At 50.2% G+C, this 24161-nt stretch carries 23 protein-coding genes; 16 read left to right on the forward strand and 7 right to left on the reverse strand.

Annotated elements, in window-relative coordinates; all coding sequences use genetic code 11:
• Nucleotides 1–33: 33 nt before the first annotated feature.
• Entirely contained in the window at nucleotides 34–1326 is a 1293-nt protein-coding gene (locus tag AC3WQT_RS16465; RefSeq protein ID WP_492705229.1) for a cyclic di-GMP phosphodiesterase, read from the forward strand.
• A gap of 56 nt (nucleotides 1327–1382) precedes the next feature.
• Nucleotides 1383–2447: a hypothetical protein gene (locus tag AC3WQT_RS16470; RefSeq protein WP_492705230.1), complete on the forward strand. Its 1065-nt coding sequence runs from the start codon at nucleotides 1383–1385 to the stop codon at nucleotides 2445–2447.
• Nucleotides 2448–2480: 33 nt separating this feature from the next.
• Here the strand turns inward: AC3WQT_RS16470 and AC3WQT_RS16475 are convergent, their stop codons facing one another.
• Entirely contained in the window at nucleotides 2481–3134 is a 654-nt protein-coding gene (locus tag AC3WQT_RS16475; RefSeq protein WP_492705232.1) for a GntR family transcriptional regulator, read from the reverse strand.
• Nucleotides 3135–3331: 197 nt separating this feature from the next.
• Here AC3WQT_RS16475 and dctP point away from each other — a divergent pair, with 197 nt between their 5' ends.
• From dctP to AC3WQT_RS16525, 10 genes are read left to right on the forward strand one after another with little or no spacing between them, the layout of a single operon-like run.
• Nucleotides 3332–4354 (forward strand): TRAP transporter substrate-binding protein DctP, encoded by a 1023-nt coding sequence (dctP, locus tag AC3WQT_RS16480; RefSeq protein WP_492705234.1) that lies wholly within the window; start codon nucleotides 3332–3334, stop codon nucleotides 4352–4354.
• Complete coding sequence (locus AC3WQT_RS16485; protein WP_492705236.1) at nucleotides 4351–4905, forward strand: TRAP transporter small permease; 555 nt, start codon at nucleotides 4351–4353, stop codon at nucleotides 4903–4905. Before dctP ends, AC3WQT_RS16485 begins: the two co-directional genes overlap by 4 nt.
• Complete coding sequence (locus AC3WQT_RS16490; RefSeq protein WP_492705238.1) at nucleotides 4902–6251, forward strand: TRAP transporter large permease; 1350 nt, start codon at nucleotides 4902–4904, stop codon at nucleotides 6249–6251. The genes AC3WQT_RS16485 and AC3WQT_RS16490 overlap by 4 nt, the downstream gene beginning before the upstream one ends.
• Nucleotides 6251–7915, forward strand: a complete 1665-nt coding sequence (gene mdcA / locus AC3WQT_RS16495; RefSeq protein ID WP_492705240.1) for a malonate decarboxylase subunit alpha — start codon at nucleotides 6251–6253, stop codon at nucleotides 7913–7915. The genes AC3WQT_RS16490 and mdcA overlap by 1 nt, the downstream gene beginning before the upstream one ends.
• Before the next feature lie 8 nt (nucleotides 7916–7923).
• Nucleotides 7924–8238, forward strand: coding sequence for a malonate decarboxylase acyl carrier protein (mdcC, locus tag AC3WQT_RS16500; protein ID WP_492705242.1), 315 nt, complete (start codon nucleotides 7924–7926; stop codon nucleotides 8236–8238).
• Nucleotides 8235–9134, forward strand: coding sequence for a biotin-independent malonate decarboxylase subunit beta (locus AC3WQT_RS16505; RefSeq protein ID WP_492705243.1), 900 nt, complete (start codon nucleotides 8235–8237; stop codon nucleotides 9132–9134). Before mdcC ends, AC3WQT_RS16505 begins: the two co-directional genes overlap by 4 nt.
• Entirely contained in the window at nucleotides 9127–9840 is a 714-nt protein-coding gene (gene mdcE / locus AC3WQT_RS16510; protein ID WP_492705245.1) for a biotin-independent malonate decarboxylase subunit gamma, read from the forward strand. The genes AC3WQT_RS16505 and mdcE overlap by 8 nt, the downstream gene beginning before the upstream one ends.
• 3 nt (nucleotides 9841–9843) lie before the next feature.
• Nucleotides 9844–10533, forward strand: a complete 690-nt coding sequence (gene mdcG / locus AC3WQT_RS16515) for a malonate decarboxylase holo-[acyl-carrier-protein] synthase (RefSeq protein WP_492705247.1) — start codon at nucleotides 9844–9846, stop codon at nucleotides 10531–10533.
• On the forward strand, nucleotides 10527–11450 hold the full coding sequence (gene mdcB, locus AC3WQT_RS16520) for a triphosphoribosyl-dephospho-CoA synthase MdcB (protein ID WP_492705249.1): 924 nt from the start codon (nucleotides 10527–10529) through the stop codon (nucleotides 11448–11450). Before mdcG ends, mdcB begins: the two co-directional genes overlap by 7 nt.
• Nucleotides 11443–12378: an ACP S-malonyltransferase gene (locus tag AC3WQT_RS16525; protein WP_492705251.1), complete on the forward strand. Its 936-nt coding sequence runs from the start codon at nucleotides 11443–11445 to the stop codon at nucleotides 12376–12378. The genes mdcB and AC3WQT_RS16525 overlap by 8 nt, the downstream gene beginning before the upstream one ends.
• 62 nt (nucleotides 12379–12440) lie before the next feature.
• On the opposite strand, the gene AC3WQT_RS16530 is transcribed toward AC3WQT_RS16525, so the two are convergent.
• Nucleotides 12441–13208 (reverse strand): substrate-binding periplasmic protein, encoded by a 768-nt coding sequence (locus AC3WQT_RS16530; RefSeq protein WP_492705253.1) that lies wholly within the window; start codon nucleotides 13206–13208, stop codon nucleotides 12441–12443.
• 444 nt (nucleotides 13209–13652) lie between these two features.
• On the opposite strand from AC3WQT_RS16530, the gene AC3WQT_RS16535 reads away from it, so the two are divergent.
• A complete protein-coding gene (locus AC3WQT_RS16535) occupies nucleotides 13653–13877 on the forward strand; it encodes a carboxymuconolactone decarboxylase family protein (protein ID WP_492705255.1) in 225 nt (74 codons plus the stop codon).
• Between the two features lie 468 nt (nucleotides 13878–14345).
• Here the strand turns inward: AC3WQT_RS16535 and infA are convergent, their stop codons facing one another.
• A complete protein-coding gene (gene infA, locus AC3WQT_RS16540) occupies nucleotides 14346–14609 on the reverse strand; it encodes a translation initiation factor IF-1 (protein ID WP_110258049.1) in 264 nt (87 codons plus the stop codon).
• Between the two features lie 1034 nt (nucleotides 14610–15643).
• Entirely contained in the window at nucleotides 15644–16516 is an 873-nt protein-coding gene (locus AC3WQT_RS16545; protein WP_492705256.1) for an alpha/beta hydrolase, read from the reverse strand.
• Nucleotides 16517–16807: 291 nt separating this feature from the next.
• Between AC3WQT_RS16545 and AC3WQT_RS16550 the strand changes: the two genes are divergently transcribed.
• Nucleotides 16808–18715 carry a serine hydrolase domain-containing protein gene (locus AC3WQT_RS16550; protein WP_492705258.1) on the forward strand — a complete coding sequence of 636 codons (1908 nt, stop codon included), beginning with the start codon at nucleotides 16808–16810 and terminating at the stop codon, nucleotides 18713–18715.
• Between the two features lie 2 nt (nucleotides 18716–18717).
• Here the strand turns inward: AC3WQT_RS16550 and AC3WQT_RS16555 are convergent, their stop codons facing one another.
• Nucleotides 18718–19647 carry a LysR family transcriptional regulator gene (locus AC3WQT_RS16555; protein WP_492705260.1) on the reverse strand — a complete coding sequence of 310 codons (930 nt, stop codon included), beginning with the start codon at nucleotides 19645–19647 and terminating at the stop codon, nucleotides 18718–18720.
• Between the two features lie 142 nt (nucleotides 19648–19789).
• On the opposite strand from AC3WQT_RS16555, the gene AC3WQT_RS16560 reads away from it, so the two are divergent.
• Both AC3WQT_RS16560 and AC3WQT_RS16565 read left to right on the forward strand, forming a co-directional pair.
• Nucleotides 19790–20764 (forward strand): MBL fold metallo-hydrolase, encoded by a 975-nt coding sequence (locus AC3WQT_RS16560; protein ID WP_492705261.1) that lies wholly within the window; start codon nucleotides 19790–19792, stop codon nucleotides 20762–20764.
• A gap of 69 nt (nucleotides 20765–20833) precedes the next feature.
• Nucleotides 20834–21541: a glutathione S-transferase family protein gene (locus tag AC3WQT_RS16565; protein ID WP_492705263.1), complete on the forward strand. Its 708-nt coding sequence runs from the start codon at nucleotides 20834–20836 to the stop codon at nucleotides 21539–21541.
• 43 nt (nucleotides 21542–21584) lie between these two features.
• On the opposite strand, the gene AC3WQT_RS16570 is transcribed toward AC3WQT_RS16565, so the two are convergent.
• Together AC3WQT_RS16570 and AC3WQT_RS16575 are read right to left on the reverse strand one after the other, a co-directional pair.
• The gene (locus AC3WQT_RS16570; protein ID WP_492705265.1) at nucleotides 21585–22304 is read right to left on the reverse strand and encodes a LytR/AlgR family response regulator transcription factor; all 720 of its coding nucleotides are present in this window, start codon (nucleotides 22302–22304) and stop codon (nucleotides 21585–21587) included.
• Nucleotides 22301–24034 (reverse strand): sensor histidine kinase, encoded by a 1734-nt coding sequence (locus AC3WQT_RS16575; RefSeq protein ID WP_492705266.1) that lies wholly within the window; start codon nucleotides 24032–24034, stop codon nucleotides 22301–22303. Before AC3WQT_RS16575 ends, AC3WQT_RS16570 begins: the two co-directional genes overlap by 4 nt.
• Nucleotides 24035–24161 lie beyond the last annotated feature (127 nt).

The raw sequence follows: 24161 nt of genomic DNA on the forward strand, positions 1-24161 counted from the left end.
TTAGTTCAGTTCAATCCGCTTTAAAGTGTTTACATGTGCGCAACCCCAATTACCGTTGATGTTCCAGTTGAGCAATTATGCATAGGCTTATATGTGCATCTGGATATTTCATGGCTGGAACATTCCTTTGCCCTTAATAGTTTCAAGATCAAGAGCCAGCAAGAGATCAATGCGATAAAGCAGTTGGGCCTGAAAACCATCAGGGTCAACCCGTCCAAATCTGATAATCGTCCCTTGCCGCCACAGCCAAAAACTGCAGTGGCAGTGGAGCCAGAACCGGCCATCGTGCACAGCCCGGAAGAACTGGCCCTGATTGCTGAAAAAAAAGCGCGCATAGATCGCTTGATCAAGGAGCGCAACGCCATCGCCCAATGCGAAAAGCAACTGCTGAAGGCTGCCAATACCCTCAAAAATATTACCAAGAACCTGTTCTCTCGCCCGCAGGAATCTGTGCGCGAAGCTGAGCAACTGGTGCAGCAAATGCTGGACTCTTTGCTGGTCGACAAAGACATCGCCATCCATCTCATGAACGACAAGATAGTCGGCGAAGAAGCCTATTATCATTCCCTTAATGTGGCCGTGCTGACCATGATGCTGGCAAAAGAATTATCTTTCCCGGCAGATGACATCAAGCAATTGGGCATGGGATGCATGTTCCACGACATAGGTAAAGTTGAGATCCCTGACCGTATCGTCAACAAGGCTTTTGCCCTGACCAAGGCCGAGCAAAATCTCTTGCAGATGCACTGTCATTATGGCCAGCAGATTGCCGAGAAACTCAACCTGCCCAAAGGTGTGACCGAGATCATCGCGCAGCACCATGAACTGGCTGACGGCAGCGGTTATCCGCAACAACTCAAAGCTGAGCGCATCTCACCGCTGGCGCGCATCGTCGCCATCACCAATGCCTACGATAATCTGTGCAACAAACCCAACCCTGCCGATTCACTCAGTCCGTATGAAGCCATGTCCTATATGTTTGCCCATCAGCGCAAACAATTCGATGCAACGGCACTGAACCTGTTCATACGCTGCATGGGTGTCTATCCGCCAGGTACCATCGTCAAGCTCAGTGACGGTACTTTTGGCATGGTGGTGGGCGTCAATTCCAGCAAGCCTTTGCGCCCCAGCGTATTGATCTATGACCCAAGCGTACCCAAGTCCGAAGCCATCATCCTTGACCTGATACACGAACCCATACTCGACATCACTGCCAGCCTCAAGCCCGGCCAGCTGTCGCCAGAAGTGTATGAATACCTGAGCCCGCGCAAGCGCATGACTTATTTCTTTGATACGCAAAAAGCAGAGAATCAGCGCAAGCCATAGTAGAATAATTGACATTCATAAATGTTAATTATTCTACTGCTCTATCCGGGGACTCCATGCGCGCCAGACAGCTACTGCAATACATCATTATCGCGACTGCATTTGCAGGTATTACGGTTGTCAGCTGCGCCGCATCCAATGACAGTGTTCGTGTCATGTATGAGGCAGACCAGAGCGAGCGCAAGGCGCAACAGCCCGACTTTGCCCGCATGAATAAAAACGACCAGGACAGACGCGCAAGAGTGCTCAAGCTATTGCAGGCAAGTCAGTTGAAAAGTGCTGAAGATTATTATCATGCCGCCATGATTTACCAACATGGCGCAAGCCTGGCAGACATACGCCTGGCATACAGCCTGATCAATATTGCGGCGACATTGCAGGCTGATCAACTACGCTACCAACGCATGCGTGCGCTGGCATGGGACAGAATGATGTTGCAATTGAACCGTCCGCAATGGTATGGCTCTCAATCAATCAACAAGCCAGGTAGTCAGCTTTTGCAATTGTATGAAGTGGACGAAACCGCAGTAAGCGATGAGGAAAGAAAAGCCTTGGGCCTGCCTGCATTGGCAGAGGCAAAGGCTGAGATAGAAAATATTAATGCCCAGATACTCAAACAGCAGGCAGCCATGCCCGCTAATGCCGTGGCCGCCAGCCAGACTGCTGATAAACCTGTGAGTGTCAGTTTTCACCGTGCCGCAGGTTCCGGACATGAACTTCTTGCCGTCGATCATTGCGTAGCAATGTTCTGGATCAAACTCAGTGATATGGGTTTGCCGGAACCGCTGCTTGCCAACCTCAGGGTGGCGCAACCTCGCATGATGGTCGTTCGCCGGGATGAAAAAGAAATTCTGTCACTGCTGGATGACAAGACGAAAATTGCTAATCCATCGACAGGTAATGAAGCCTGTTTCTTCGACTATATTGCTTATACAGATGCCGACCGCCACCTCGTCCTGGATCTGATGCTGGACGATAAAGTCGTGCCCGGCCCGACATTTGAAGTGAAACCGTATAAATATTTCCGCGTCAGACTGGGGCAGCTTGATGCTGACCTCAAAGGCAAGCAAGTGGAGTTATTGCAGGCTGAAAAAATTCAGGCGGACGCTATTCAACGTTGATCAATTTCTTGCGGATAAACCGGAGCCAGGAAATCAGTTTGATGCACGTGGCAGCGATGCAATCAAATCCGCAAAGCGCTGCCCCTGTATCATGATATGGCCGCGCAATAAATTCGCGGTCAGTTCTGCCTCACCTTGCAAGATGGCCTGCACCACCTGGTCATGCTCATTAAAGGAATTGGCAACGCGGTCACGCACGCGCAGTTGCAGGCGGCGGTAAGGCCGCAGGCGGCGGTGCAGGTTAATTGCCTGCGTTTCCAGAAAATCATTGTGGCTGCCGCGATAAATCAGGTAGTGAAACACTTCATTCTTGTAAAAATATTCGTCCGGGTCTTCGGCATCGCGGGCATCCTTGCAGGCTTCATGGGCAGTTTTTAAATCTGCCTGTTCCTGCTTCGACATGCGACGCGCGGCCATGCGGCCACACATGGCTTCAAACTCTGCCATGACTTCAAACATTTCTACCAGTTGCTGCGGGCTGATGGTAGCCACCTGGGCACCACGCCGTGGCCGCATTTCTATGATGCCCATGGACGCCAGTTGTATCAGCGCCTCCCGTATCGGGGTGCGGGATACGCCAAAGCGTTCTGCCAGTTCGGTTTCATCGAGGTGATGACCTGGCTGAAGTTGTCCTGTTGCTATCAATTCTTCTATTTCTTCTCGCAGGCTGGCTGAGCGGTTTTTCATTTTTCTTGTGTATCTAATTAATTCGTAAGTCTAGTATATATTCAAGTTGACTTTGAATGCAAAATAGTCGATCTTGTATACAAGAATTTTAATAAGGCATACAAAGCGCAATTGTCAGCGGGATATGCAAAGAGAAAAAGGCAGGGCAAAACCTTGTCAAAAAGAGATGTCTCATCCATAAAACCTTAGGAGTAATCATGTCGCAATTGAAGAGAAGAACAGTCTTGCAAGCTTTAAGCCTGGCACCAATGGCAGCGACATGGTCGCCATCCTGGGCACAAAGTACAGCCCTGAAAATTTCCCACCAATTTCCTGGCGGCACGCTGGAAGAAGGTGATTTTCGTGACCGCCTCTGTCGCATGTTTGCCGCAGAAGTACAAAAACGCACGAGTGGCAGCCTGAAGTTTGAGGTCTACCCCGGTTCCTCACTGATGAAGACCAATGCGCAATTCTCTTCCATGCGCAAGGGCGCGCTGGATCTGTCACTGGTACCCTTGTCGTATGCTGGGGGTGAAGTACCAGAAGTGAATATCGGCCTCATGCCCGGCCTGGTACCATCCTATGAAGTGGGTGCTGCCTGGAAGAATGCCGAAGTCGGCAGGGAACTCAATAAACTCTTGCTGGACAAGGGCATCGTTGTCGTTAGCTGGATCTGGCAGGCCGGTGGTGTGGCATCGCGCACCAAGGCTGTGGTCGATCCGGACGATGTCAAGGGCATGAAAATACGCGGTGGCTCCCGCGAAGTCGATCTGGTATTAAAAGCGGCAGGTGCGGCCGTGGTATCCCTGCCATCCAATGAAATCTATGCCGCCATGCAGACAGGTGCGATGGAGGCTGCCATGACTTCATCGACTTCGCTGATCTCTTTCCGCCTGGAAGAAGTATCCAAATTTCTGACCAGTGGTCGCGGCCAAAGTTACTGGTATATGTTTGAACCACTGATGATGTCGAAAGTGATTTTTGACAAGCTGACGAAAGACCAGCAAAACGCCATCATGACTGTGGGGGCAGAACTGGAAGCCTTTGCCATCAAAGCCGCCAAACAGGATGATATTGCTGTTGCCACCGTCTATGAAAAGAAAGGTGCCAAGGTAGTTGACCTGAATGCCGCCACCGTCAAGAAATGGCAGGCAATCGCCCGCACGACGGCGTGGAAAGACTATGCCGACAAAAATGAAAACTGCGCCAAATTACTGAAGCTGGCGGAGAAATTATTATGAGTCATGGCTTTGAAATGGCAACTCCTAAAGGGCCTCCAGTTCCGGACCATCCCTTTGTAGCCCGGTTGGCAAAAGTACTGGAATGGATCAACAAAGCCATCGTGCGTATTTCCATGTTCGCCATGTTGTTGACGGCCTTCATCCTTACTTATTCTGTCGTCACGCGTTACCTGTTCAAGATACCGACAGACTGGCAAGATGAAGCTTCAGTCTTCATGCTAATAGGCGTGACTTTCTTTTCTGCGGCTTACGTACAATCCTATCGTGGCCATATAGGTATAGAGGTCTTGTCTTCCATCCTGCCCCCGGCAGTCAACCGCTTTCGTCTGTTACTGGTGGATATTATCAGTGCGACGTTTTGCCTGTTCTTTTCATGGAAATCCTGGACGCTGTTCCATGAAGCCTGGGTGGATGGGCAAACTACCTCGTCCACATTTGCACCACCCTTGTGGATACCCTATGCCATGATGGCAACCGGCATGACCCTGTTGTCGCTGCAAATCCTGGTACAGATACTGGCTGCCGCCACCAATAAGAGGGGGCCAGCATGAGTCCGCTAACCCTCGGTGTTTTATATGGCATCGTCACCCTGGTCGTGATGTTTTCCGGCATGCCGATTGCCTTTGCCCTGGGTGTAGTGGCAACCGGCTTCATGTATTTTTTCATGCCTGCTGCTTCACTCGATACCATCACCCAGAACGTCTATGAAGAAATGGCATCGATCACCTTGTTGTCGATACCGTTATTCATTTTAAAAGGCGCGGCGATAGGTAAATCACCTGCCGGACGTGACCTGTATTCTGCCATCCATGCCTGGTTGCACAAGGTGCCGGGTGGCTTGGGTATTGCCAATGTCTTTGCCTGCGCCATGTTTGCGGCAATGGCAGGTTCTTCACCTGCGACCTGTTCTGCCATCGGTTCTGCTGGCATACCAGAAATGCGCAGGCGTGGTTATTCGCCCGGCTTTGCTGCTGGCATCATCGCCGCCGGTGGCACTCTGGGCATCTTGCTGCCGCCATCGATTACCATGATCCTGTATGCAGTTGCTGCCGAACAGTCGCTCGGACGTTTGTTCCTGGCTGGCATAGGTCCGGGTGTCTTGCTGGTGATTTTGTTTTCTGGCTATGCCGTCTACAGGGCACGCCGTGAGTATGCGATTGCGTACAAGGCGTACGAGCAGGGTGGTGTCAAATCAGCTTATCTGGAAGAAGAACATTTCACCCTCGCGCAAAAAGTCGAGATGCTGCCACGGGTTTTGCCCTTCGTTATCTTGCTCATTGGTGTCATGGTGGCTCTGTATGGAGGCTATGCCACGCCTTCAGAAACTGCAGGCCTGGGTGCTTTGTTGGCCATGGTGCTCATCGCGATTGTGTATGGCGTCTGGCGACCAAAAGATATTTCACCCTTCATCACCTCTACCATCAAAGAATCAACGATGCTGCTGTTCATCATAGGCATGTCGCTGCTATATTCTTATGTCATGAGTTATCTGCACATCAGCCAGTCTGCTGCACAATGGGTAGTCGATCTGCACTTGAGTAAATGGATGTTGTTGACGGTGATCCTGCTGATGGTGGTGGTGTTTGGTTTCTTCTTGCCGCCGGTCTCGATTATCCTGATGATGTGCCCCATCATCTTGCCACCATTGAAGGTAGCTGGCTTTGACCTGATCTGGTTTGGCGTGGTCATGACCATTGTCATGGAGATGGGCCTGATACATCCACCCGTGGGCTTGAATATTTTTGTCATCAAGAATATCGCACCCGATATACCCTTGAAAGATATCGTCTGGGGTGTCATGCCTTTTCTGTTACTGATGTTGGTGGCGGTGATTTTATTATGTGTATTCCCGCATATCGCCACCGCATTTCCTGATGCCTTGATGGGAGCAAAATAATGACCGCAGCCGGTCGCTGGAACACCCTGCAAACCAACCGCCAGCAGCGCCTGCAAAGAGCTGCCGACGTGTTGGGTAATGATTTGCAGGGCAAACTATTTCCGCAGCAGCGCATAGGCGACTGTCTGCATGCGGTACTGGAAACAGGCGACCGGGTTTGCCTGGAAGGGAACAATCAGAAGCAGGCAGATTTCCTGGCCAAAGCACTCACCAAACTGGATGCGACACGCGTGCACGATTTGCACATGCTGCTATCCGTGCTGGCCCTGCCTGAACATCTGGATGTATTTGACAAGGGCATCGCCAGCAAGCTGGATTTTTCTTTTTCCGGTCCGCAGGCTGCGCGCTTGGCCAAATTGGCTTCGGCTGGCAAATTGAATATCGGTGCCATCCATACTTACCTGGAATTGTATGCACGTTATTTCGTCGATCTGACACCGCGTGTGGCCCTGGTTGCCGCGCAGTCGGCTGACCGCGCAGGCAATTTATATACCGGCCCCAATACCGAAGACACGCCGACGATAGTCGAAGCCACCGCATTCAAATCCGGCATCGTGATTGCGCAGGTCAACGAGGTCGTCGATGTCTTGCCGCGTGTCGATATCCCGGCGGGCTGGGTTGACTTTGTCGTGCAGGCGCCAACGCCGCATTACATAGAACCCCTGTTCACCCGTGACCCGGCCTTGATCTCGGAGATACAGGTCTTGATGGCGATGATGGCCATCAAGGGCATCTATGCAGAATATGAAGTCAAGCGTCTCAACCACGGTATAGGCTTTGATACCGCCGCCATAGAATTGCTCTTGCCCACCTATGCAGCATCGCTGGGTCTGAAAGGCAAGATCGCCAGCCATTGGGCGCTGAACCCGCATCCGGCATTGATACCTGCGATAGAAGCGGGTTTTGTCGAATCAGTGCATTCCTTCGGTTCTGAACTGGGCATGGAAGACTATATTCGTGCCCGCCCGGATGTTTTCTTTGTTGGTGCAGACGGTTCCATGCGCAGCAACCGTGCGCTGTCACAGGCGGCGGGGCATTATGCCTGCGATATGTTCATAGGTTCCACCCTGCAAATTGATTTGCAGGGTAATTCATCAACCGCCACCCTGGGCCGTATCGCCGGTTTTGGCGGCGCACCGAATATGGGTGCTGACGCACGTGGCCGCCGTCACGCCAGTCCGGCATGGCTAAAAGCAGGGCGCGAAGCACGTGCAGGCAGCAATCAGATACCGCGCGGGCAAAAACTGGTGGTGCAGATGGTAGAGACTTTCCGCGAACATATGCAACCCGCCTTTGTAGAAAAACTCGATGCCTGGCAACTGGCAGAGCAAGCCAATATGGCGATACCACCGGTGATGATTTATGGTGATGATGTCACCCACATCCTCACTGAAGAAGGCATCGCCAATCTTCTTTTATGTCGTAGTGAAGAAGAGCGCGAACAAGCCATACGTGGTGTCGCAGGTTACACGCCAGTCGGCCTGGCACGTGACAAACGCTTGGTAGAAAATCTGCGTGACCGCGGCATCATCAAACGGGCAGAAGACCTGGGCATAGACAAGCGCATGGCCACACGTGATTTGCTGGCCGCAAAGAATATGAAAGACCTGGTGCGCGCATCGGGTGGTTTATATCAACCGCCCAAGCGTTTCAGGAATTGGTAAGGATCATTATGGAAACTTTGGTATACCGTTTTGAACAAGGGCAGCGCAAGCTGGGGTCAGCCGCGCAACTGGTCGGTGTCGTCAGTTCGGGCAATCTCGAAGTGCTGGTGCAATCGCTGGATTTACAATCTGCCTGCGAAATAGAGATCAGCACGGCCGCTACGGGTTTCGGTGCGATCTGGCGAGCAGTCATGCATGACTTTAACCAGCGCTGGCAACTGGCCGATTGCCGCATCGCCATTAATGACATGGGGGCTACCCCCGCTGTTGTCAGCCTGCGCATGGATCAGGCGATAGAAGCCTGTCTGGAGCAAGCCAAATGAGTAGCTATCTGGAAGCAACTGCCAGACAAAGAGTGGCCGCACTGATCAGCAATTTCACAGAATTCCTGCCACCCTCAAAAGAGTGGACCAGCCCGCATCTGCCACAATTGAATGCACCTGTGTCATTTGATGATGGCGTTGTCATCGGCCGTGGCACTATCGATGGCAAGCAGGTATACGTAGCCGCGCAGGAAGGTGGCTTCATGGGCGGTGCAGTCGGCGAAGTGCATGGTGCCAAGCTGGTGGGTCTCATGCGTGCAGCTGTCATCCACAAACCGCAGGCACTTGTCCTGATGGCAGAGTCAGGCGGCGTGCGCCTGCATGAAGCCAATGCGGGACTGATTGCCGTGTCTGAAGTCATGCGCGCCTTGCTGGCTGTGCGTGCGGCGGGCATACCCGTCATCGTCGCCATTGGTGGCAGCAATGGCTGCTTTGGTGGCATGGGCATAGTCTCGCGCTGTGCGAATGTCATTATCATGTCGGAAGAAGCGCGCCTCGCCATGTCCGGCCCTGAAGTCATAGAAACCGCAAATGGTGTAGAAGAATTTGATTCGCGCGACCGTGCACTGGTATGGCGTACCACCGGCGGCAAACACCGTTACCTGCTGGGTGATTGCCAGATGCTGGTGGCCGACGATGACGCCGCATTTAAGGCAGCCATAGTGCAAGCCATGCAGGACAGCGCACAAAGCGAAGTCACTCTCAGCCTTGCCGCACTGGCAGATGAACAAAAAATGCTGACAGCGCGCCTGCAAGATTTTGGCAACAAGACCGAACCTATGGATATCTGGGCTGCCATGGGTGTAGAAAATCCCGAAGATATTGCCGTGCTCGATACCCAGGCTTTCTTGCAACTGAGCGCCAGCATCAGACAGACGGAGCGCCAACATGGATAGCATGCAATTACTTGCGCAATTATTCCCGCAAGGGCATGAGGTCACCATCGTTGACGATTTCATTGCTGGCACGGCGGCTATCGATGGACAGAACATCAGCGTCATTGGTACCAGCGGCCATACACCCATAGGCGTAGAGATTGCACTGGCACAGGCGAGAGCTGTGCTGGCGACGGTGCGTGATCATCCCCAAAGGCCGATATTGCTGCTGGTCGATACCCAGGGCCAGCGCTTGCGTCACAGAGATGAAATGCTGGGTATTAACAGCTATATGGCACATCTGGGTAAATGCATAGAGTTAGCACGACAAGCTGGCCACAAGATCATCGCCCTGGTCTATGACCAGGCCCTGTCAGGCGGCTTTATCACCAGTGGCATGATGGCTGATGCCTGTTATGCCTTGCCAGAAGCCACCATACGCGTCATGGGCTTGCCAGCAATGGCGCGTATCACCAAAGTAGCTGAAGAAAAGCTTACTACACTGGCACTGCACAATCCCGTGTTTGCACCTGGCCCCAAAAACTATGAACGCATGGGGGGCGTACAGGCAATATGGGAAGGCGATCTGGCACAGAGCTTGCGCGATGCCCTGTTGCAGGCCGATGCAACTGACAGACGCAGTGAACTGGGTCAACAGCGTGGTGGCCGTCGCAAGTCGCAGCAAGTGATAGAGGCTGTTCTATCTCAGGCGGCACAAGTACAATAAGGTATGGATAGTATCGCGCAATATCAAAGGCATGATCTGGTCTGGCTTGCTGATGAAGCATGGCTGGCTGTCTTGCAGTCTTTTGGCGCGCCAGATCTGCTCAGTCAGTGGCAGCAGGAAGAATGGCCTGCCGTAGTCACACGCCGTCATCCTGATGCGGCCGAAGATGAAGTCTGCATAGGTTTCCCGCTTCCTCCTGTTAATGGCAACAAGCCGCGCTTTGCTGCCAGGGTAAAGGCTGAACATATCGCCATTCATCAGTCTGCCTTGTCCTTGCATACAGTCGTGGCGATTGTTCCACCTGCATGGCAGTCAGGTTTGCAAAACCTGCACCAGCAAGCCCTGATGGCGGGCATCAAGCTGCGCGTGTATGGCTCGGTCGCCATGCAATTTTTAACCGCGCAAGATTATCTGAGTCCGGCTTCAGATATCGATATCCTGTTCCGGCCTTATCATCAGGCGCAATTACGTGCTGGCCTGGCTTTGCTGCAAGAGCAGCAAAATTTACCGATTGATGGTGAAATTATTTTCTCTGGTGAGGCCGCAGTTGCGTGGAAAGAGTGGATGCAGCCAGCCCATCCAGGTCAAGATTTTAATCAGCAGCGCGTGATGGTCAAAGACATGCATGGCGTCAACCTGCGCACGCGCCAAAGCTTGCTTGATCTCTTGGCTGAGGGTGAATTGCCATGTTAGGGCAAGCACATGTGCTTACTGAATGGTGTTCAGTTCAGGCACAGATAGTTTCATCTCAAAGAAAACATGTCGCTCGTCAGATCGCTATCTTTGCAATTCGCAGCCTGTATGCCGAGCTGGTCTTGTATCCCAAACCCGGTCTGGTATCCCTGCGTGACAATGGCAGCCATATTGACATGAATGCTGCCTGCTTCATGCGCAGCCTGTTTTCGCTACGCCATTATTTCAGAGACATTGCGCTCGCTGGTGCGGATGGCGCTGAATTCCAGGTACTAAAGCAACTGGGCATCGCAGCAGAACAGCGCATGTTTAAAGCGACCAGAGGTATCAATACACATCGCGGTGCCATCTTTGCTTTGGGCATGCTCAGTGCAGCGGCAGGATATTGCTTGTCACGCAGCGATGTATTGTCGGCTGCAACTTTACGGCAAGTCCTTGTCTCGCAATGGGGGAAGGCATTGGCTGCGCATAGTGCTCCTGAAGCCGTCCAGCAACTGAGTCATGGCTTGCAGGCCGCAAAACTATATGCTGCCAGTGGCGCGAGAGAAGAAGCAACGCTGGGTTTTCCCTCCATCTTTGAACTGGCTTTGCCACGGATGCAGCTGAGTTTGCATGAAGGTCGCAGCCTGTATCTGGCACAAGTAGATTGCTTCTTCACTCTGATGGCGCGTATCAGCGACACCAATCTTTATCATCGCGGTGGCGCAGCAGGCATAGTTTATGCCAAGGATGCAGCACAAAATTTTCTGGAGCAGGGCGGTACAGCCAATCCGCAATGGTTGACCACGGCAGAAAATTGTCATCAAGAGTTCATCACCCGCAGGTTGTCACCAGGCGGTGCAGCAGATATGTTGGCTGCAACTTGCTTTGTGCATCACTGCCTGGAAAAATTTTCAACAATAGAAAATCATGAATAAGTTCGCACTACTGTGTCCGGGGCAGGGGGCGCAATCTGCGGATATGTTTGCGCTGGCCATGCAACACAAGCAAGCTGCCAGTTTTATTCAAGAGGCGTTGAGTCATAAGATAGGACAACACACTCTGGCAGATGCACTTTCGTCGAATGAGCTGCGGTTCGAGAATCGCTATGCCCAGCCTTTGATCGTTACAGCCACGTTGGCAAATTGGCTGGCGCTACGGGATAACTTACCCATGCCGGATTTGATTGCCGGATATAGTATAGGTGAGATCACTGCACATGCCGTCAGTGGTAGCATGGACGTACACGCGGCAATGCAACTCGCTACCACCCGCGCCGCTTTGATGCAGGCTTGCGTGCATGCGCCGCAACGTATGCTGGCAATATCTGGCATAGCTGTCGCTGACATACAGCAATTCGCCGCCACCCATGACCTTCATGTCGCTATCATTACAGCTGATAACAAGGCCATCATCGCTGGCCTGGCAGACAAGATCAGCGCGGCAATGCCTGAATTTGCGAGCTTGCCCGGGCATGATATTACACATACAGAAATAGCCGTACACATCGCTTCGCATACGCCCCTGATGCTGGCTGCCGCGTCTGGTTTTGCACAATTGCTGAATGACACTCCCATGTGCGCGACTGAGATTGCGGTGCTGGCAGGTATCAATGCAGAAAAAGTCACAGAGCCAGCAATCATACGCAGCAGCTTGTTGGCACAACTGAGCCAGACCATACACTGGCATGCCTGTATGGATGCACTGGCTGAAAGCGGCATCAGTTATGTGCTGGAACTGGGCCCAGGCTCGGCCTTATCCAAAATGCTGCAGACCCGTCATCCGCAGATTGCTTGCCGCTCAGTGACAGATTTTCGAAGTCTGGAAGGCGTGGTCGCATGGGGGCAGCGGCAATGCGCTAGTTGAAGTAGCAGAGTTTCTTGTTTAAAGATTTTTTTGAGACCAAAAAGTGGCAGTAGCTTGGTAGGCTATTCAGTTACGATGAATTTATTGAGTTTTTCAATAATCTCATCTGGAACGTTTTTATTGCACATCAAATACCTTTTTTCGCCTTCGGGCATGTCCCGCAAATGGATCAACTGCAAGTCGCTTAATGTAAATCCTGCCAGCTCTATAGAATATGCTGCTTCCTCTTCAGAGATGAACATGAAATCTGCGCGATTTGCCTTGATCATCTTGATCATGCTGATATTCTCTGCCGTAGTTTGTACGAGAGCGGGTTTAAATTTGGAAATCAAAGCATCAATATACTGTCCATAGGAGTACTGTGACTTGACCAGGATCCGTATGTTCCGACGGCCCAGGATTTCAGAAAGCAGGCTGTCGTTTTGCATCTTGAATTCGGGATCGGCAATTAAGACAGTTGCGTTGTCGCGATAGATCGCTTTGGTAAACTTCGCAAATTTTTCGCGTTCAGGGTTTTTGAACCAGCCAACTGCACAATAAAATCCAAGATTTTCCTTGATGTTTTGTAGCTGACGATTTGTCGGCTCTTTTTCCCATACGTATTCAATGCCTGCATTTTTGAATGCACGGGCAACTGGTGTGGCCGTTAGCCCGCTAACAGTTCCATCTGCATTGCTAATAAGGTATGGTGGACGCTCATTGTATGCAATGACGAATTTGCCGCCAGCGGATAAGGCGACAGACGAGGCCGTCAGCAAACAAATCAAGAATGCTGCTTTTAAAAACGGTATTTTAGTTTTTGCAATAGGAACATTTATGCTTTTGGTCATGATATTTATTATCACTGAATTTAAATTGCATCTGGCTAGATTCTTCTGGAAATAGCCAATTTTAAAATGTCGTCGAAATGGGGTATGGGATTTTTCTTTTAAAAGGACATGTATCCCTGTCGTCGTTATCGTTTCTTTTAATTTAATAAAGAATTCATACTCCGAGTTTGTATCGAAGTCAAATGCATATTGTAGCCTCTTGTGCGCTTGCATCATGTTTAATGAATTGATCGACAGCATTTTTGAGCATGCAAACAGGATGTTCCCATTGTTGAAAGTATTGGAAGCTGGTGTCGTCTATGTACGGATGTTGCGCTGTTTTCATCCGGGGTGACACAGTCCGATCGGACATGAAGAGTTTTGAGATTGTTGTCTTTGGTGAGGCTCTCCTTGCTGGCTCTGAGACATCTTGCAACAAAAATCGCTCATCAACAGCGGAATTTTGTGGTCGGCACCAAAGCAGAAGTGACGGCAGCAATTGCCGATGGCAGACACCCTGTCGGAACGACAGACGATGAAGAAACCGTCTATGACTTTTTCATGGAGTTGTACAAAAACAAACGCGTAACTGACTATACCTATGAATGCGCAGAAAAGCGCTTTGGTAAAAAAGGGATAGTGGACCTGACAGGCATCAATGCCTATTACACTTTCTGGCCATGCAGATGAATGTGGCGCAGTATCGGATACCCAAGGATGGGAAAAAGCCGGCGCGTTTTCCTGAGGAATTTTTGGATTATCTTCAGGTCTGGTTGGGCTATATAAGCCTGAAAAAACTGTTGCAAATTCAAACTGGCGTTGCTGTAAGTTGCTCGCTATTCTTAATCAGAAACGTGGTCTGCGTCTGGTAGGGGGCGCCGTGCTCATCAGTTCTTTGTAGGCACACTTTAACTTATGAATTCACGCATCTCTTGAGATCTTTGATAAGGAGAGATGGTGCGCATGGCGCACTCTAGGCATTTACTATTGCTGGACTTCTTACATAATCCGGATTCTTCACTAATCAACGACCCCGTCTCAACTTACCTCACCTTGAAGAGAAGAGTTAACTACTGCGTTTCTCCGGACAAAAAAAATGGGGCCAATGCCCCATTTTTTACATCAACAATATTTGCTGCTGGCTACAATGAGCCGCTATCAATAACGACGGCGCTGCTGACCACCACCTGATGGACCGCGTGTTTCAATATGGCGGAAAGTAATTCTGCCCTTGCTCAAATCATAAGGCGACAATTCCAGCGTCACCTTGTCACCGGCGAGTATGCGTATGTGATGCTGACGCATTTTGCCGGACGTGTAAGCGATCAGTTTATGGCCGTTTTCCAGGTTCACGCGGAAACGTGAATCGGGCAGCACTTCTTCAACTTGACCACTCATTTCCAACAGTTCTTCTTTTGCCATGGTTTTTTCATCTTTATAGTAGGGTGTGACACTGTGCACAGACTGCGCCACTGATGGCAGACGATCACATAATCATCTGCAAGGGATTACGGTGAACTCACTGTTGATCGCCTGATACGGTAAGGCGAAAAGAGTGTGAGTGTTGAAAGAGGCTGTGCACAGACGGTTTTACCATCACATCAACACAGTGCGTGAATACCAACCAGAAGAATGTGCTAAAGGTCAGTAACTAGTGCAAGGTCAAGCAAGTCTGTAGCAGCTTGTTACCAGAAACGCTACTCAGCGCTTATCAGAAACACTTCGTCAGAAATACAGCGATTTATCGGAAGATAAAAATTCTTTTGCAATAGGATTATACCCCGAATACCATACTTTCCTCGCGATTTGTCGATAAACTGCCAGAGAAATTGAGAAAATGGTGTCTTTTTATTGCCAAATTGCTCTGTAAAGCGACATTTCCCTGTCATTGATGCAAATCAATTTTACATGTGCCTGTTATTCCGACAAAAACGGGTACATAAAGTATTTATATTGCGCTTGCCTGGTTGGCCTGATTGTGGACAACATTGCCCTCACAGAAGCCAGGGCGGCAAATACTCAGCGAGTGAGTTCTGCATGAATGGACAATATTGGCCAGTGACTTTACTAGAACTCATTTCATAAATAGGGTGAGATGCGTTTGCCTCATAACACCGGCTGGCAAGGGTAAAGCAGGGAATTCGTGCAGCATGGCTGCACGCCTGCGTACGATGTGCGCTTGCAAGCGCACATGCGCCCTGCAAGGGGACGAGGCAGTCATTAGCGGTGCTATTGATCATGAGTCGAATTGTCAAAACCTGCAGTCCAGTACGCGTTATGAGGCAAACCCTTAGTGAACTGACGATTTGGGTGCATTGCAGCGTGCAGTGTGTCACCCCTCCCTCGCTAAGGCACCGGCCTTAGCTTAACAGGGTACACACCTTAGGCCTTGCACTGCATCCCAAATCGTCTTGTTCGCACTCACTCTATTTATGAAATGAGTTCTAGCTTAAAGCTCACAGGCTGACCTGCTGTATGTATTCACAATAAGCTTTTTGTACATCTGTGCGCCTCATCAAACCGCTGTGCCCGGCATCTTTGATGAACAACTGGCGTTTGCTTTTGGATGGAATGGCTTCATAGACTTTCTGTCCAAGCTCAGCCGGGGTCAGCTTGTCTTTTTCTGCGGTGAGTACCAGTGCCGGGCCCTGGTAGTTTGACATCGCCCTGATGTTATCTACCTGCTGCAAACTATCCTGGATATTGATGCTGACGAAAGCTTTGGTATACCAGGGTGTGGAGAGCGATACCATGTCCTTTACATTGCTGGCCGTAGTTTCCAGAATGATGCCATCTGGCTGACGCTGCTCGGCAATAAAGCCTGTCGCAAAGCTGCCCATGGAATGCCCATGCACCACCAGCTTGCCAGTGGTTTTGGCGCGCATGACATCGTAAATTTTCAAGGCATCTTCCTGCATGTTTTTAATGTCAGGCACACCTGCCGTGCGGCCATAGCCGCGGTAGTCAAAACTCACCAGATTGACATTGCAACTGCCTATGTTTTTCAACATGAAAGGCAATGAGTCTTCCACATGAGAGAGGTTGCCACCAAAATACAGCACCGTGACTTTGCTGCCACTTTGCTGGAATGCCGCACCTTCCAGTCTGGTCTGATCGGCGGCGATGACTGTTTCATCTCTGAGCTGTACTGCCGGATTGATTTTTTGTATATCGTCCTGCGTCAATTTTTGCCTGAGCTTGTAGCCGGTTGAACTGTCGGGGCGTATGTATTGCTTGTCAGTGATGTCAACATGCATGCACGCCACCAGTTGGCTGCTGGCTCCAACAACAAGTGCAGCTAAAAGCCAATTTGATTTGATGGAACGCATGCTGTCTCCTGATTGAACAAGTAAGGGTGAATATTATCACGCTCAGTTCTGATTTTTTTTAATCCGCACCTTTAAGAATGACTACAAAAACAACTGCGCAGCAGTGTCCTTTTGCGGACATATGCACTGTCCGTAAATGAACGCTGGATACATCCTGAGTAAGTATTTTCAGGCATCTCTGGACAAATAAGAGAGTTTTGATGCCAGACCATAGTGGCACAATATTTGCGATAAGCCTGAGCCATGATCTCGCTCACCAGAGGCGCGACATATCATGGAGAACTTAATCAAATGACGAAAAAACAAATCCCGCACTACTGCAAGCTGCCATATATCTTTTTTTTCTTTTTAGTCTGTTTTACCCAGCAAGTATTTGCACAAACTGCAGCGCCCACAAAAACACCTGCTAAGGTACAGACCCTGGATGAATTGAAAGCTGCTGTCGAAAAAGTCCGGCAAGAAACCGGCACTCCTGCAGTTGGCATCGCACTGGTTAACAAGGACGAGGCTTACTGGGTCGAAGGCCTGGGCCAGGCAAATCTTGAAAAGAAAATCAAGGCAGATGAAAACACCTTATTCCGCATTGCCTCGACCTCAAAAATGTTCATTGGTCTGGCTGTGCTGAAGCTGGTGGAAGAAGGCAAATTGCACCTTGATGACAAGGTGCAGACTCTGGCACCAGAAATTACTTTCCAGAATAAATGGGAAGCCAGTCATCCTGTCCTGCTTACGCATTTGCTGGAACATACTACAGGCTGGGACGATATGCATCCGGCAGATTTTGGTTTTGACCGCAGCGACACACTGGACATCAAGGATGGTCTGGCTTTTCATCCCCATTCCAGGGTATCGCGCTGGGTGCCGGGTACGCGCATGGCCTACTGCAGTACCGGTACTGTGGTGGCGGCCTACATCGTCGAAAAAGTCAGCGGGAAAAAATTTGAAGACTATGTACAAGAGAATTTTTTCCAGCCCTTGCAAATGCCGACGACCAGTTATTTTGAATCAGAAGCCGTAAAAAAATCAGGTGCCACCCTGTATTCTGAAGGCGTGCCGCAACGCTATCAATACCATCTCTACCGTCCCGATGGCGCACTCAATACTTCAGCTAAAGAAATGGCAAATTTCCTGCGCTTTCTGGTACAGCGTGGCCGCTTCGGTGATCAGACTTTATTGAGCGCAGCATCCTTTGACCGCATGGAAAAAGGCACAAGTACGCTGGGTGCAGCAAAAGGCGTGCGGGCGGGTTATGGCCTGACCAGCATGTCCAATGGCTTTGATGGCTATAAAATCCCTTTTTATGGCCATCAGGGCAGGGTAGTCGGCGGTGTCACTGATCTGTTTTACGCACCTGGCCTGCAACAGGGCTATATCATCATGCTCAATACCGATAACTACGAAGCTCTCGACCGCATCGTCGATCTGGTACGTCAGTATTTGCTGCGCGACAGCCAAAAGAAAACCGCGCCAGACTTGCCCATGCCAGCAGAATTCAAGAAACTGAACGGCTGGTACAGACTCATCAATCCACGCAATGAGATCAGCCGTTTTGTTGATGACGTCACTACCTTGAGCACATTTGAAGCAGAAGGCAAGTACCTGTTGCGCTCCACACTATTCGACGGTATTACCCTCAAGGCGCAAGCCATGGACAATCATCTTTTGATGGATGCGAATTCCGGCCTGGCGGCAGTCGCCATCGTGAATGACCCGCTGGAAGGCGAAGTCATACAAGTACGCAATGCCATATACAAGTCCATCCCTGGCCTGTATTTCTGGGGCCTGATCATCGCACTGGGGGCATGGGCAGTTTTTGCCTTGTTGAATATGCTCATGGTGGCTGCTTCCGTGCTGCGCCGCATGCTGCGCAAAACCAGCAAGGCCAGCAATATCAAACTCATCGCCTTGCCCATGCTCGCCACCTTTCTGATTGTCCTGGCAAAATTTTCTGGCGCGATATTTGGCGAAGGCGATGCTGACTGGGGCCAGGTATCCGCAACTTCAGTTACCACCATGTTATGCAGCCTGACCTATGCCGCGGTGTCCTTGTATTGCCTGTGGCTGTCTATCCGCCAGATCAGGCAACAGGTGCAAGCCAAGGTGTACTGGCATGCTTATGCACTGTCTCTGCTGCATGGGCTGATGGTGGTGTACTTGGCTTGGTACGGCATCATAGGTATCAGGACTTGGGCGTATTAGTACTATCCCGAGTTGCCAAGCACCCGGTCCCAATAAGGCGGCTCGCCAAATGTGCTGCGCAGGTGGGCGATAAACAATTGCGCTTTTGCTGCATGTGAACGGCCAGGCATACGCACTGCGTGTATGCCTGGCCGTATCTTTGCATGGGTGTTGCTGGCGTTGGGAAAGAGCGAAATCAATTGACCTGCCTCGAGTGCATCGCAGACCATCCAACTGGCCAAGTGGACTATGCCTATGCCCGCCAGCGCAGCCTGCAGTAAGGACTCTGTATCGTCAGAGCGCAGGCTGCCGCGTATTGGCAGGCTGGTCTCGCGATTTACGCCGGGGTAAGTCCACCAGCCAGATGGTATCGGTGGTGTGGCTATCGTCAGGCAATTATGCTTTAGCAAGTCTTGTGGCGTGGCTGGCCTGCCTTGGCGGGCCAGATAATCTGGGCTGGCACAGGTCAGTCTGTGCAGCGGTGCCAGTGTGGTCGCCACCAGGTCGCTGTCTGGCAGTACACCTATGCGCACTGCGACATCGACTCTGCGTGTGGACAGATCGACGATGTCATCGCTGACATGTAAATCCACTTCCATCAAAGGATAACGATTGAGAAAACTGGCGACAGCCGGGGCAATATGCCGCCTGCCAAATGCAGAGGGGGCGGTTACCGTCAGCAAACCGCGCGGGTCAGCGTTCAGTGCTGACATGGCTTGCCGCGCATCCGCCAGTTCTGCGGCGATGTTTTTTGCTCTTGGCAAAAACTGTTCACCGGAATCAGTCAGCAGCAGGCGTCTGGAACTGCGGTGGAATAATTTAATGCCCAACTCAGCTTCCAGTGCATCTATCTTGCGCGAGATGGATGACACCGCCACATCATGTTTTTTTGCCACGGCAGACAAACTGCCCGCTTCATGAACTTCCAGAAAAACCTGTATTGCATCGAACATGGCGGGCTCTCTTTTGTTTGCGAAAGTCGCAAAGATGATTTGCATATTGGATGATTGTACTGATTTTTGCAAAGAAATAGAATCTCTCCCATCAACAAACCTTCATCAACAACACCTGGCGAATAGCCCCAAGGAAGAGAACATGATCAAGAACACTTTGCATAAATTAGCCCACGCTGCCATATACCTGTCCATCGCCGGTGCATTCGGCATGAGCAGTGGTGCAGCTTATTCAGCCGCACCCATGGTAAAAACTTCTGCCCCGGCGTATTACCGCACTATGCTGGGCGCATTTGAAGTGACCGCACTCAGCGATGGCACCGTCAAACTGCCAGTAGAAAAGATCTTGATGGAGCCTGAGCAAAAAACCAAAGATGCATTGGCAAAATCTTTTTTGCAGGCACCGCTGGAAACCTCGGTGAATGCCTATCTGATTAACACCGGCAACAAACTGATACTGATAGATGCAGGCACCAGCAACCTGTTTGGCCCCAGCCTGGGCAAGCTCATCGCCAACCTCAAGGCATCTGGTTATGAAGCTTCGCAAATTGACGATATTTACCTTACCCATTTACATCCCGACCATGTGGGTGGCTTGATGGTCAATGGCGCTATGGCTTTTAATAACGCCACCATCCATGTGCATCAGGCCGAGGCTGATTACTGGCTCAGTCAAAAAAACCTGGAGCAGGCACCGGCAGATGCCAAGTCTTTTTTCCAGGGCGCGATGGCTTCGCTTAATCCCTATAAGGCAGCGAGCAAGCTGCAAACCTTTAGTACTGATGGCGAATTATTGCCAGGCCTTACTGCACATTCCACGCATGGCCACACTGCTGGCCATACCTCTTATCTTGTTGAAAGCCAGGGTGAGAAAATGCTGGTGGTTGGTGACCTGATCCACGTCGCCTCCGTACAACTCGACAAGCCTGAAGTGACAGTGACTTTCGACAGCCATGCCAAAGAAGCCTCTGCCATGCGCCAGAAAGTATTTTCCCAGGCAGCAAAAGACGGCGTCATCATCGCGGCCTCGCACATACAGTTCCCTGGCATGGGGCGCTTGAAAAAAACAGGCTTCAGCTATCAATGGGTGCCGGTGAATTTCACATTGATGCCATAAGAAATTGATGGCCTGCCCGGGGCAGGCCATCAATCATTTCATGCATGTTTTAGTCTCAAAGAGAAAAAAATGATCAAGTTCTTTTATCACCCTTCACCCAATCCAGCCAAGGTCGCCCTGTTTCTTGAAGAGTCTGGCCTGCCGTATGAGCTGGTGCCGGTTGACACACAAAAAGGTGAACAACATGGTGCAGCATATTTAAGCATCAACCCCAATGCCAAGACGCCTGCCATCGTGGATGAGGAGACTGGTGCGGTGGTATTTGATAGCAATGCCATCCTGCTTTACCTGGCGGAAAAATCTGGGCAATTCCTGCCAGCACCTGATCCGGCTACGCGTGCAGAAATGCTGTCGTGGCTGATGTTCATCGCCACCGGCATAGGGCCGTTTTCCGGGCAGGCAGTACACTTCAGGCATTTTGCGCCAGAACCAAAAATCTATGCGCTAAACCGCTATGACTTTGAAGCCTGGCGTCACTGGCGCATACTCGATGCACGTCTGGCAGAGCACCAATATCTGGTTGGCAAGGACTATAGCATTGTCGATATGGCTTTTTGGGGTTGGGCACGTGCAATACCGTTTATCCTTGGTGATGATGCCTGGGATGCTTTGCCGAACGTCAAGCGGCTGTTTGATGAAATCAACACCAGACCGGCAGCGCAACGTGCCGAGAATCTGAAGTCTGCCCATGCTTTCAAGATGGCGATGGATGCTGAGACCATGGCGGCGATGTACCCACAAAATGAACGGCTTGCTACTGTTGTTGCCGTGGATTAAGTGAAGCTTCAGTGATGCAAGAACAATGCATCACTGAGCAAATTCAGGAAGCGCCAAGTATCTCTTTGATTCTTGGGTACATGGAGCGAGAAACCGGAATCTCTTTTGAAAATTTTGTATCTACCGAATACTTCCCACCTGCAGCTATCGACAAGCGCTTGAAGTGCTGCATATTGACTACATACGATCGGTGTACGCGTACAAAATTCCCAGGTAAAATTTGCAGCATATTCTCTAAAGATTTTTCATGGAAGTGCTGTTGACCATCACAACAAACAATCTTGCTGTAATGTCCGTCAGCCTGTAAAAAATCGATATCGGCAATCGCCAATAATTCTATATTGCCCATTTTTTTAATTACCAGGCTGGCACTTTTATTATTCGATGGCTGGCGTTGCTGATAGCGTTCAAATGCTAAAAATAAACGTTCCTGGCTAAAAGGCTTGGGTACAAAATCGACGACACCAAAACCAAAAGCGGTCACTGCCCGCTCTGTATGTGCTGAAATAATAATTACCTGGAAGCTGGTAGCGTTCTCATCATTTGCCATGTGTTTCAGCTGTAAAATTTTGAAACCATCATGACCCAGTAAATTCAAGTCCAGCAGCAATAAATCAACACTTATTTTTTCAAGCAAGGCCAGGGCATCATCAACATCATCGCAATGATGCAATTGAGTCAGCTTCGGTCCAAAATAATGTCGTGCCTCGCGCAGCAGGCGCTGTGCGATCAAGGGTTCATCCTCGACGATCAATAATTTCATGGGCTTTCTTCGTTCCGATTTTGATCAATTTCCTGGGCAGGTATCAATGGTAAATGAAATCGTGCCTGCCATACATCATCCAATTGTTCCGTCACATAACTGGCACGGCCATCAAAAGCTTCTTGCAAGCTCTGGCGAATATAGTCATTTCCCGTGCCTGTTCCGGCATGCGCCTTGGGGCTGACTACAGGTATCATCATGACGATTTCCATCGTCTTCTGACCGCGATGTATATGCAGTTCAAACCGCGTCTCTTGCCTGTACTTATTGTGTGAGAATGCATTTTCCAATACGGTCAGCAAGATGGCAGGCGGGAGAGTGATAGACGATGGATCTCCGTGTATCTGCAAATAGCATTTCTTTTGCAGGCGGGTACTCATAATCTCCAGATAATTCTGGCATAAACCTAGTTCCTGCGTCAAAGCGATCCTGGTGTGATTGGCATATTCATTCAGCATTCTGAATTCTCGTCCTAATGCCTGGATAAACTCTTCTGCCTGTTGTGGTGATTGATGCAGCAATTCACTCACCAGGCTTAAAGAGTTCATGAGGAAATGCGGTTGCAAACTGCGTCTTAGTAATTGGTTTTCCAGTTGGGTGGCCAGTGCCGCCTTTTGCTTGTCGCGGGCAAACTGCTGCAGAAGTTGCAGCAAGATAGTGAATAATAAAAAACACAGGCTCAGGGCAAAACCTGTTTCTGCAAAATGAAAAGCAGGCGTCAAAAACAGCAGCAAAGAAAAAATTACAACCATGAGGCTCATTCCGCTGGTTTTCTTCTGGTGTTTGTACGCAATGAAGTTGATCAGCAAACTTGCCAGCAACGCGATACCAAACATCAGCGCGCTCTTGCTGTCAAAGTAAGGGCTGATGAAAGTCACTGCGGCAGTAAGTATGGCCAGGCTGCTGGCAATCAAGGCCAGTCGTTCAAACCTGAAGTAGACCAGGAAATACAGCGGCAATAAAATAGAAAACAAGTAAGTCAGCCCAGCTACCAGATACAACCTGGTCAGGTGAAATGGATACAAATAACCAACCAGGGTGCGCCAGCTTTCGACCATAAGCAGGCTGCTTGCTACCAGGCACAGTATTAAAAAAAGTATCCAGTGCGTACGTCGCTGATATAACAAAGTCAGACCTGAAAACAATAAAACCACCAGCAATAATGCACCTGTTAATAACAGTGGCAAAATAATTTCCCTGTTACTGGTTGCGTGCAGGCTTTGCTGCTCCGTGATGGATAAATCGTAGAAGGGATTCATGATACGTTCACTGCCATGATGGCGTGAAATTTTCAATACCAGGCTGTGCACGCCTTGTTGTAATTGCTCGGGCCTCAGGCTGACGCTGTATTCAATATACCCAGGTATTTCTTCTTTCGCCGTGATTGCCGGCTTGCCATTCCGTCCAACTTTGACCCCGTCAAGAAACAACTCAGTGGCTGCAAGCAAGGATAAAGACAGGACTTGATTTTGCTCTGGTGTCTCGGCCATTAAAAATCGCGCCCCCAGACAATAATGCTGCTTCGCTTTCAGATCATGCAAAGAGGATCCCGCTTGAGCGGGTGCGGTAGCCTGCTCAGGTGGGGCTATTAAACCTGTTTCCCCGCATTGAGAGAAGTCACCGGGTAGATGCTGGAAGCGCAATCCCATCAAATCTACTTGTGCAAGGCAGGGGCCCAGCATCAGGAAGAAAAGAAAAAATACCAGGTATTTTGTAAAGGTTGAAGTCATGGGGGGATTGTATCCATGTTTCTTTGCTGCCAAGTGCAAATCAGGCAGCGCAAGTGCAGTTCGTGTGGTTTTTGCTTTTTTCTCGTCGGTGCATGACTAAGATATTGCTCTCTATTTTCTTTGCGGT

It is taken from the genome of Undibacterium sp. FW305-107, assembly GCF_058788535.1.

Coding starts and splice junctions, on each gene's coding strand:
- AC3WQT_RS16545 (WP_492705256.1), bottom strand. CDS start 16,516: ATGCGTTCCATCAAATCAAATTGGCTTTTAGCTGCACTTGTTGTTGGA.
- AC3WQT_RS16555 (WP_492705260.1), bottom strand. CDS start 19,647: ATGTTCGATGCAATACAGGTTTTTCTGGAAGTTCATGAAGCGGGCAGT.
- AC3WQT_RS16560 (WP_492705261.1), top strand. CDS start 19,790: ATGATCAAGAACACTTTGCATAAATTAGCCCACGCTGCCATATACCTG.
- dctP (WP_492705234.1), top strand. CDS start 3,332: ATGTCGCAATTGAAGAGAAGAACAGTCTTGCAAGCTTTAAGCCTGGCA.
- AC3WQT_RS16505 (WP_492705243.1), top strand. CDS start 8,235: ATGAGTAGCTATCTGGAAGCAACTGCCAGACAAAGAGTGGCCGCACTG.
- AC3WQT_RS16575 (WP_492705266.1), bottom strand. CDS start 24,034: ATGACTTCAACCTTTACAAAATACCTGGTATTTTTTCTTTTCTTCCTG.
- AC3WQT_RS16470 (WP_492705230.1), top strand. CDS start 1,383: ATGCGCGCCAGACAGCTACTGCAATACATCATTATCGCGACTGCATTT.
- infA (WP_110258049.1), bottom strand. CDS start 14,609: ATGGCAAAAGAAGAACTGTTGGAAATGAGTGGTCAAGTTGAAGAAGTG.
- AC3WQT_RS16525 (WP_492705251.1), top strand. CDS start 11,443: ATGAATAAGTTCGCACTACTGTGTCCGGGGCAGGGGGCGCAATCTGCG.
- mdcA (WP_492705240.1), top strand. CDS start 6,251: ATGACCGCAGCCGGTCGCTGGAACACCCTGCAAACCAACCGCCAGCAG.
- AC3WQT_RS16485 (WP_492705236.1), top strand. CDS start 4,351: ATGAGTCATGGCTTTGAAATGGCAACTCCTAAAGGGCCTCCAGTTCCG.
- mdcG (WP_492705247.1), top strand. CDS start 9,844: ATGGATAGTATCGCGCAATATCAAAGGCATGATCTGGTCTGGCTTGCT.
- AC3WQT_RS16530 (WP_492705253.1), bottom strand. CDS start 13,208: ATGACCAAAAGCATAAATGTTCCTATTGCAAAAACTAAAATACCGTTT.
- AC3WQT_RS16565 (WP_492705263.1), top strand. CDS start 20,834: ATGATCAAGTTCTTTTATCACCCTTCACCCAATCCAGCCAAGGTCGCC.
- mdcC (WP_492705242.1), top strand. CDS start 7,924: ATGGAAACTTTGGTATACCGTTTTGAACAAGGGCAGCGCAAGCTGGGG.
- AC3WQT_RS16550 (WP_492705258.1), top strand. CDS start 16,808: ATGACGAAAAAACAAATCCCGCACTACTGCAAGCTGCCATATATCTTT.
- mdcE (WP_492705245.1), top strand. CDS start 9,127: ATGGATAGCATGCAATTACTTGCGCAATTATTCCCGCAAGGGCATGAG.
- AC3WQT_RS16570 (WP_492705265.1), bottom strand. CDS start 22,304: ATGAAATTATTGATCGTCGAGGATGAACCCTTGATCGCACAGCGCCTG.
- AC3WQT_RS16475 (WP_492705232.1), bottom strand. CDS start 3,134: ATGAAAAACCGCTCAGCCAGCCTGCGAGAAGAAATAGAAGAATTGATA.
- mdcB (WP_492705249.1), top strand. CDS start 10,527: ATGTTAGGGCAAGCACATGTGCTTACTGAATGGTGTTCAGTTCAGGCA.
- AC3WQT_RS16465 (WP_492705229.1), top strand. CDS start 34: ATGTGCGCAACCCCAATTACCGTTGATGTTCCAGTTGAGCAATTATGC.
- AC3WQT_RS16490 (WP_492705238.1), top strand. CDS start 4,902: ATGAGTCCGCTAACCCTCGGTGTTTTATATGGCATCGTCACCCTGGTC.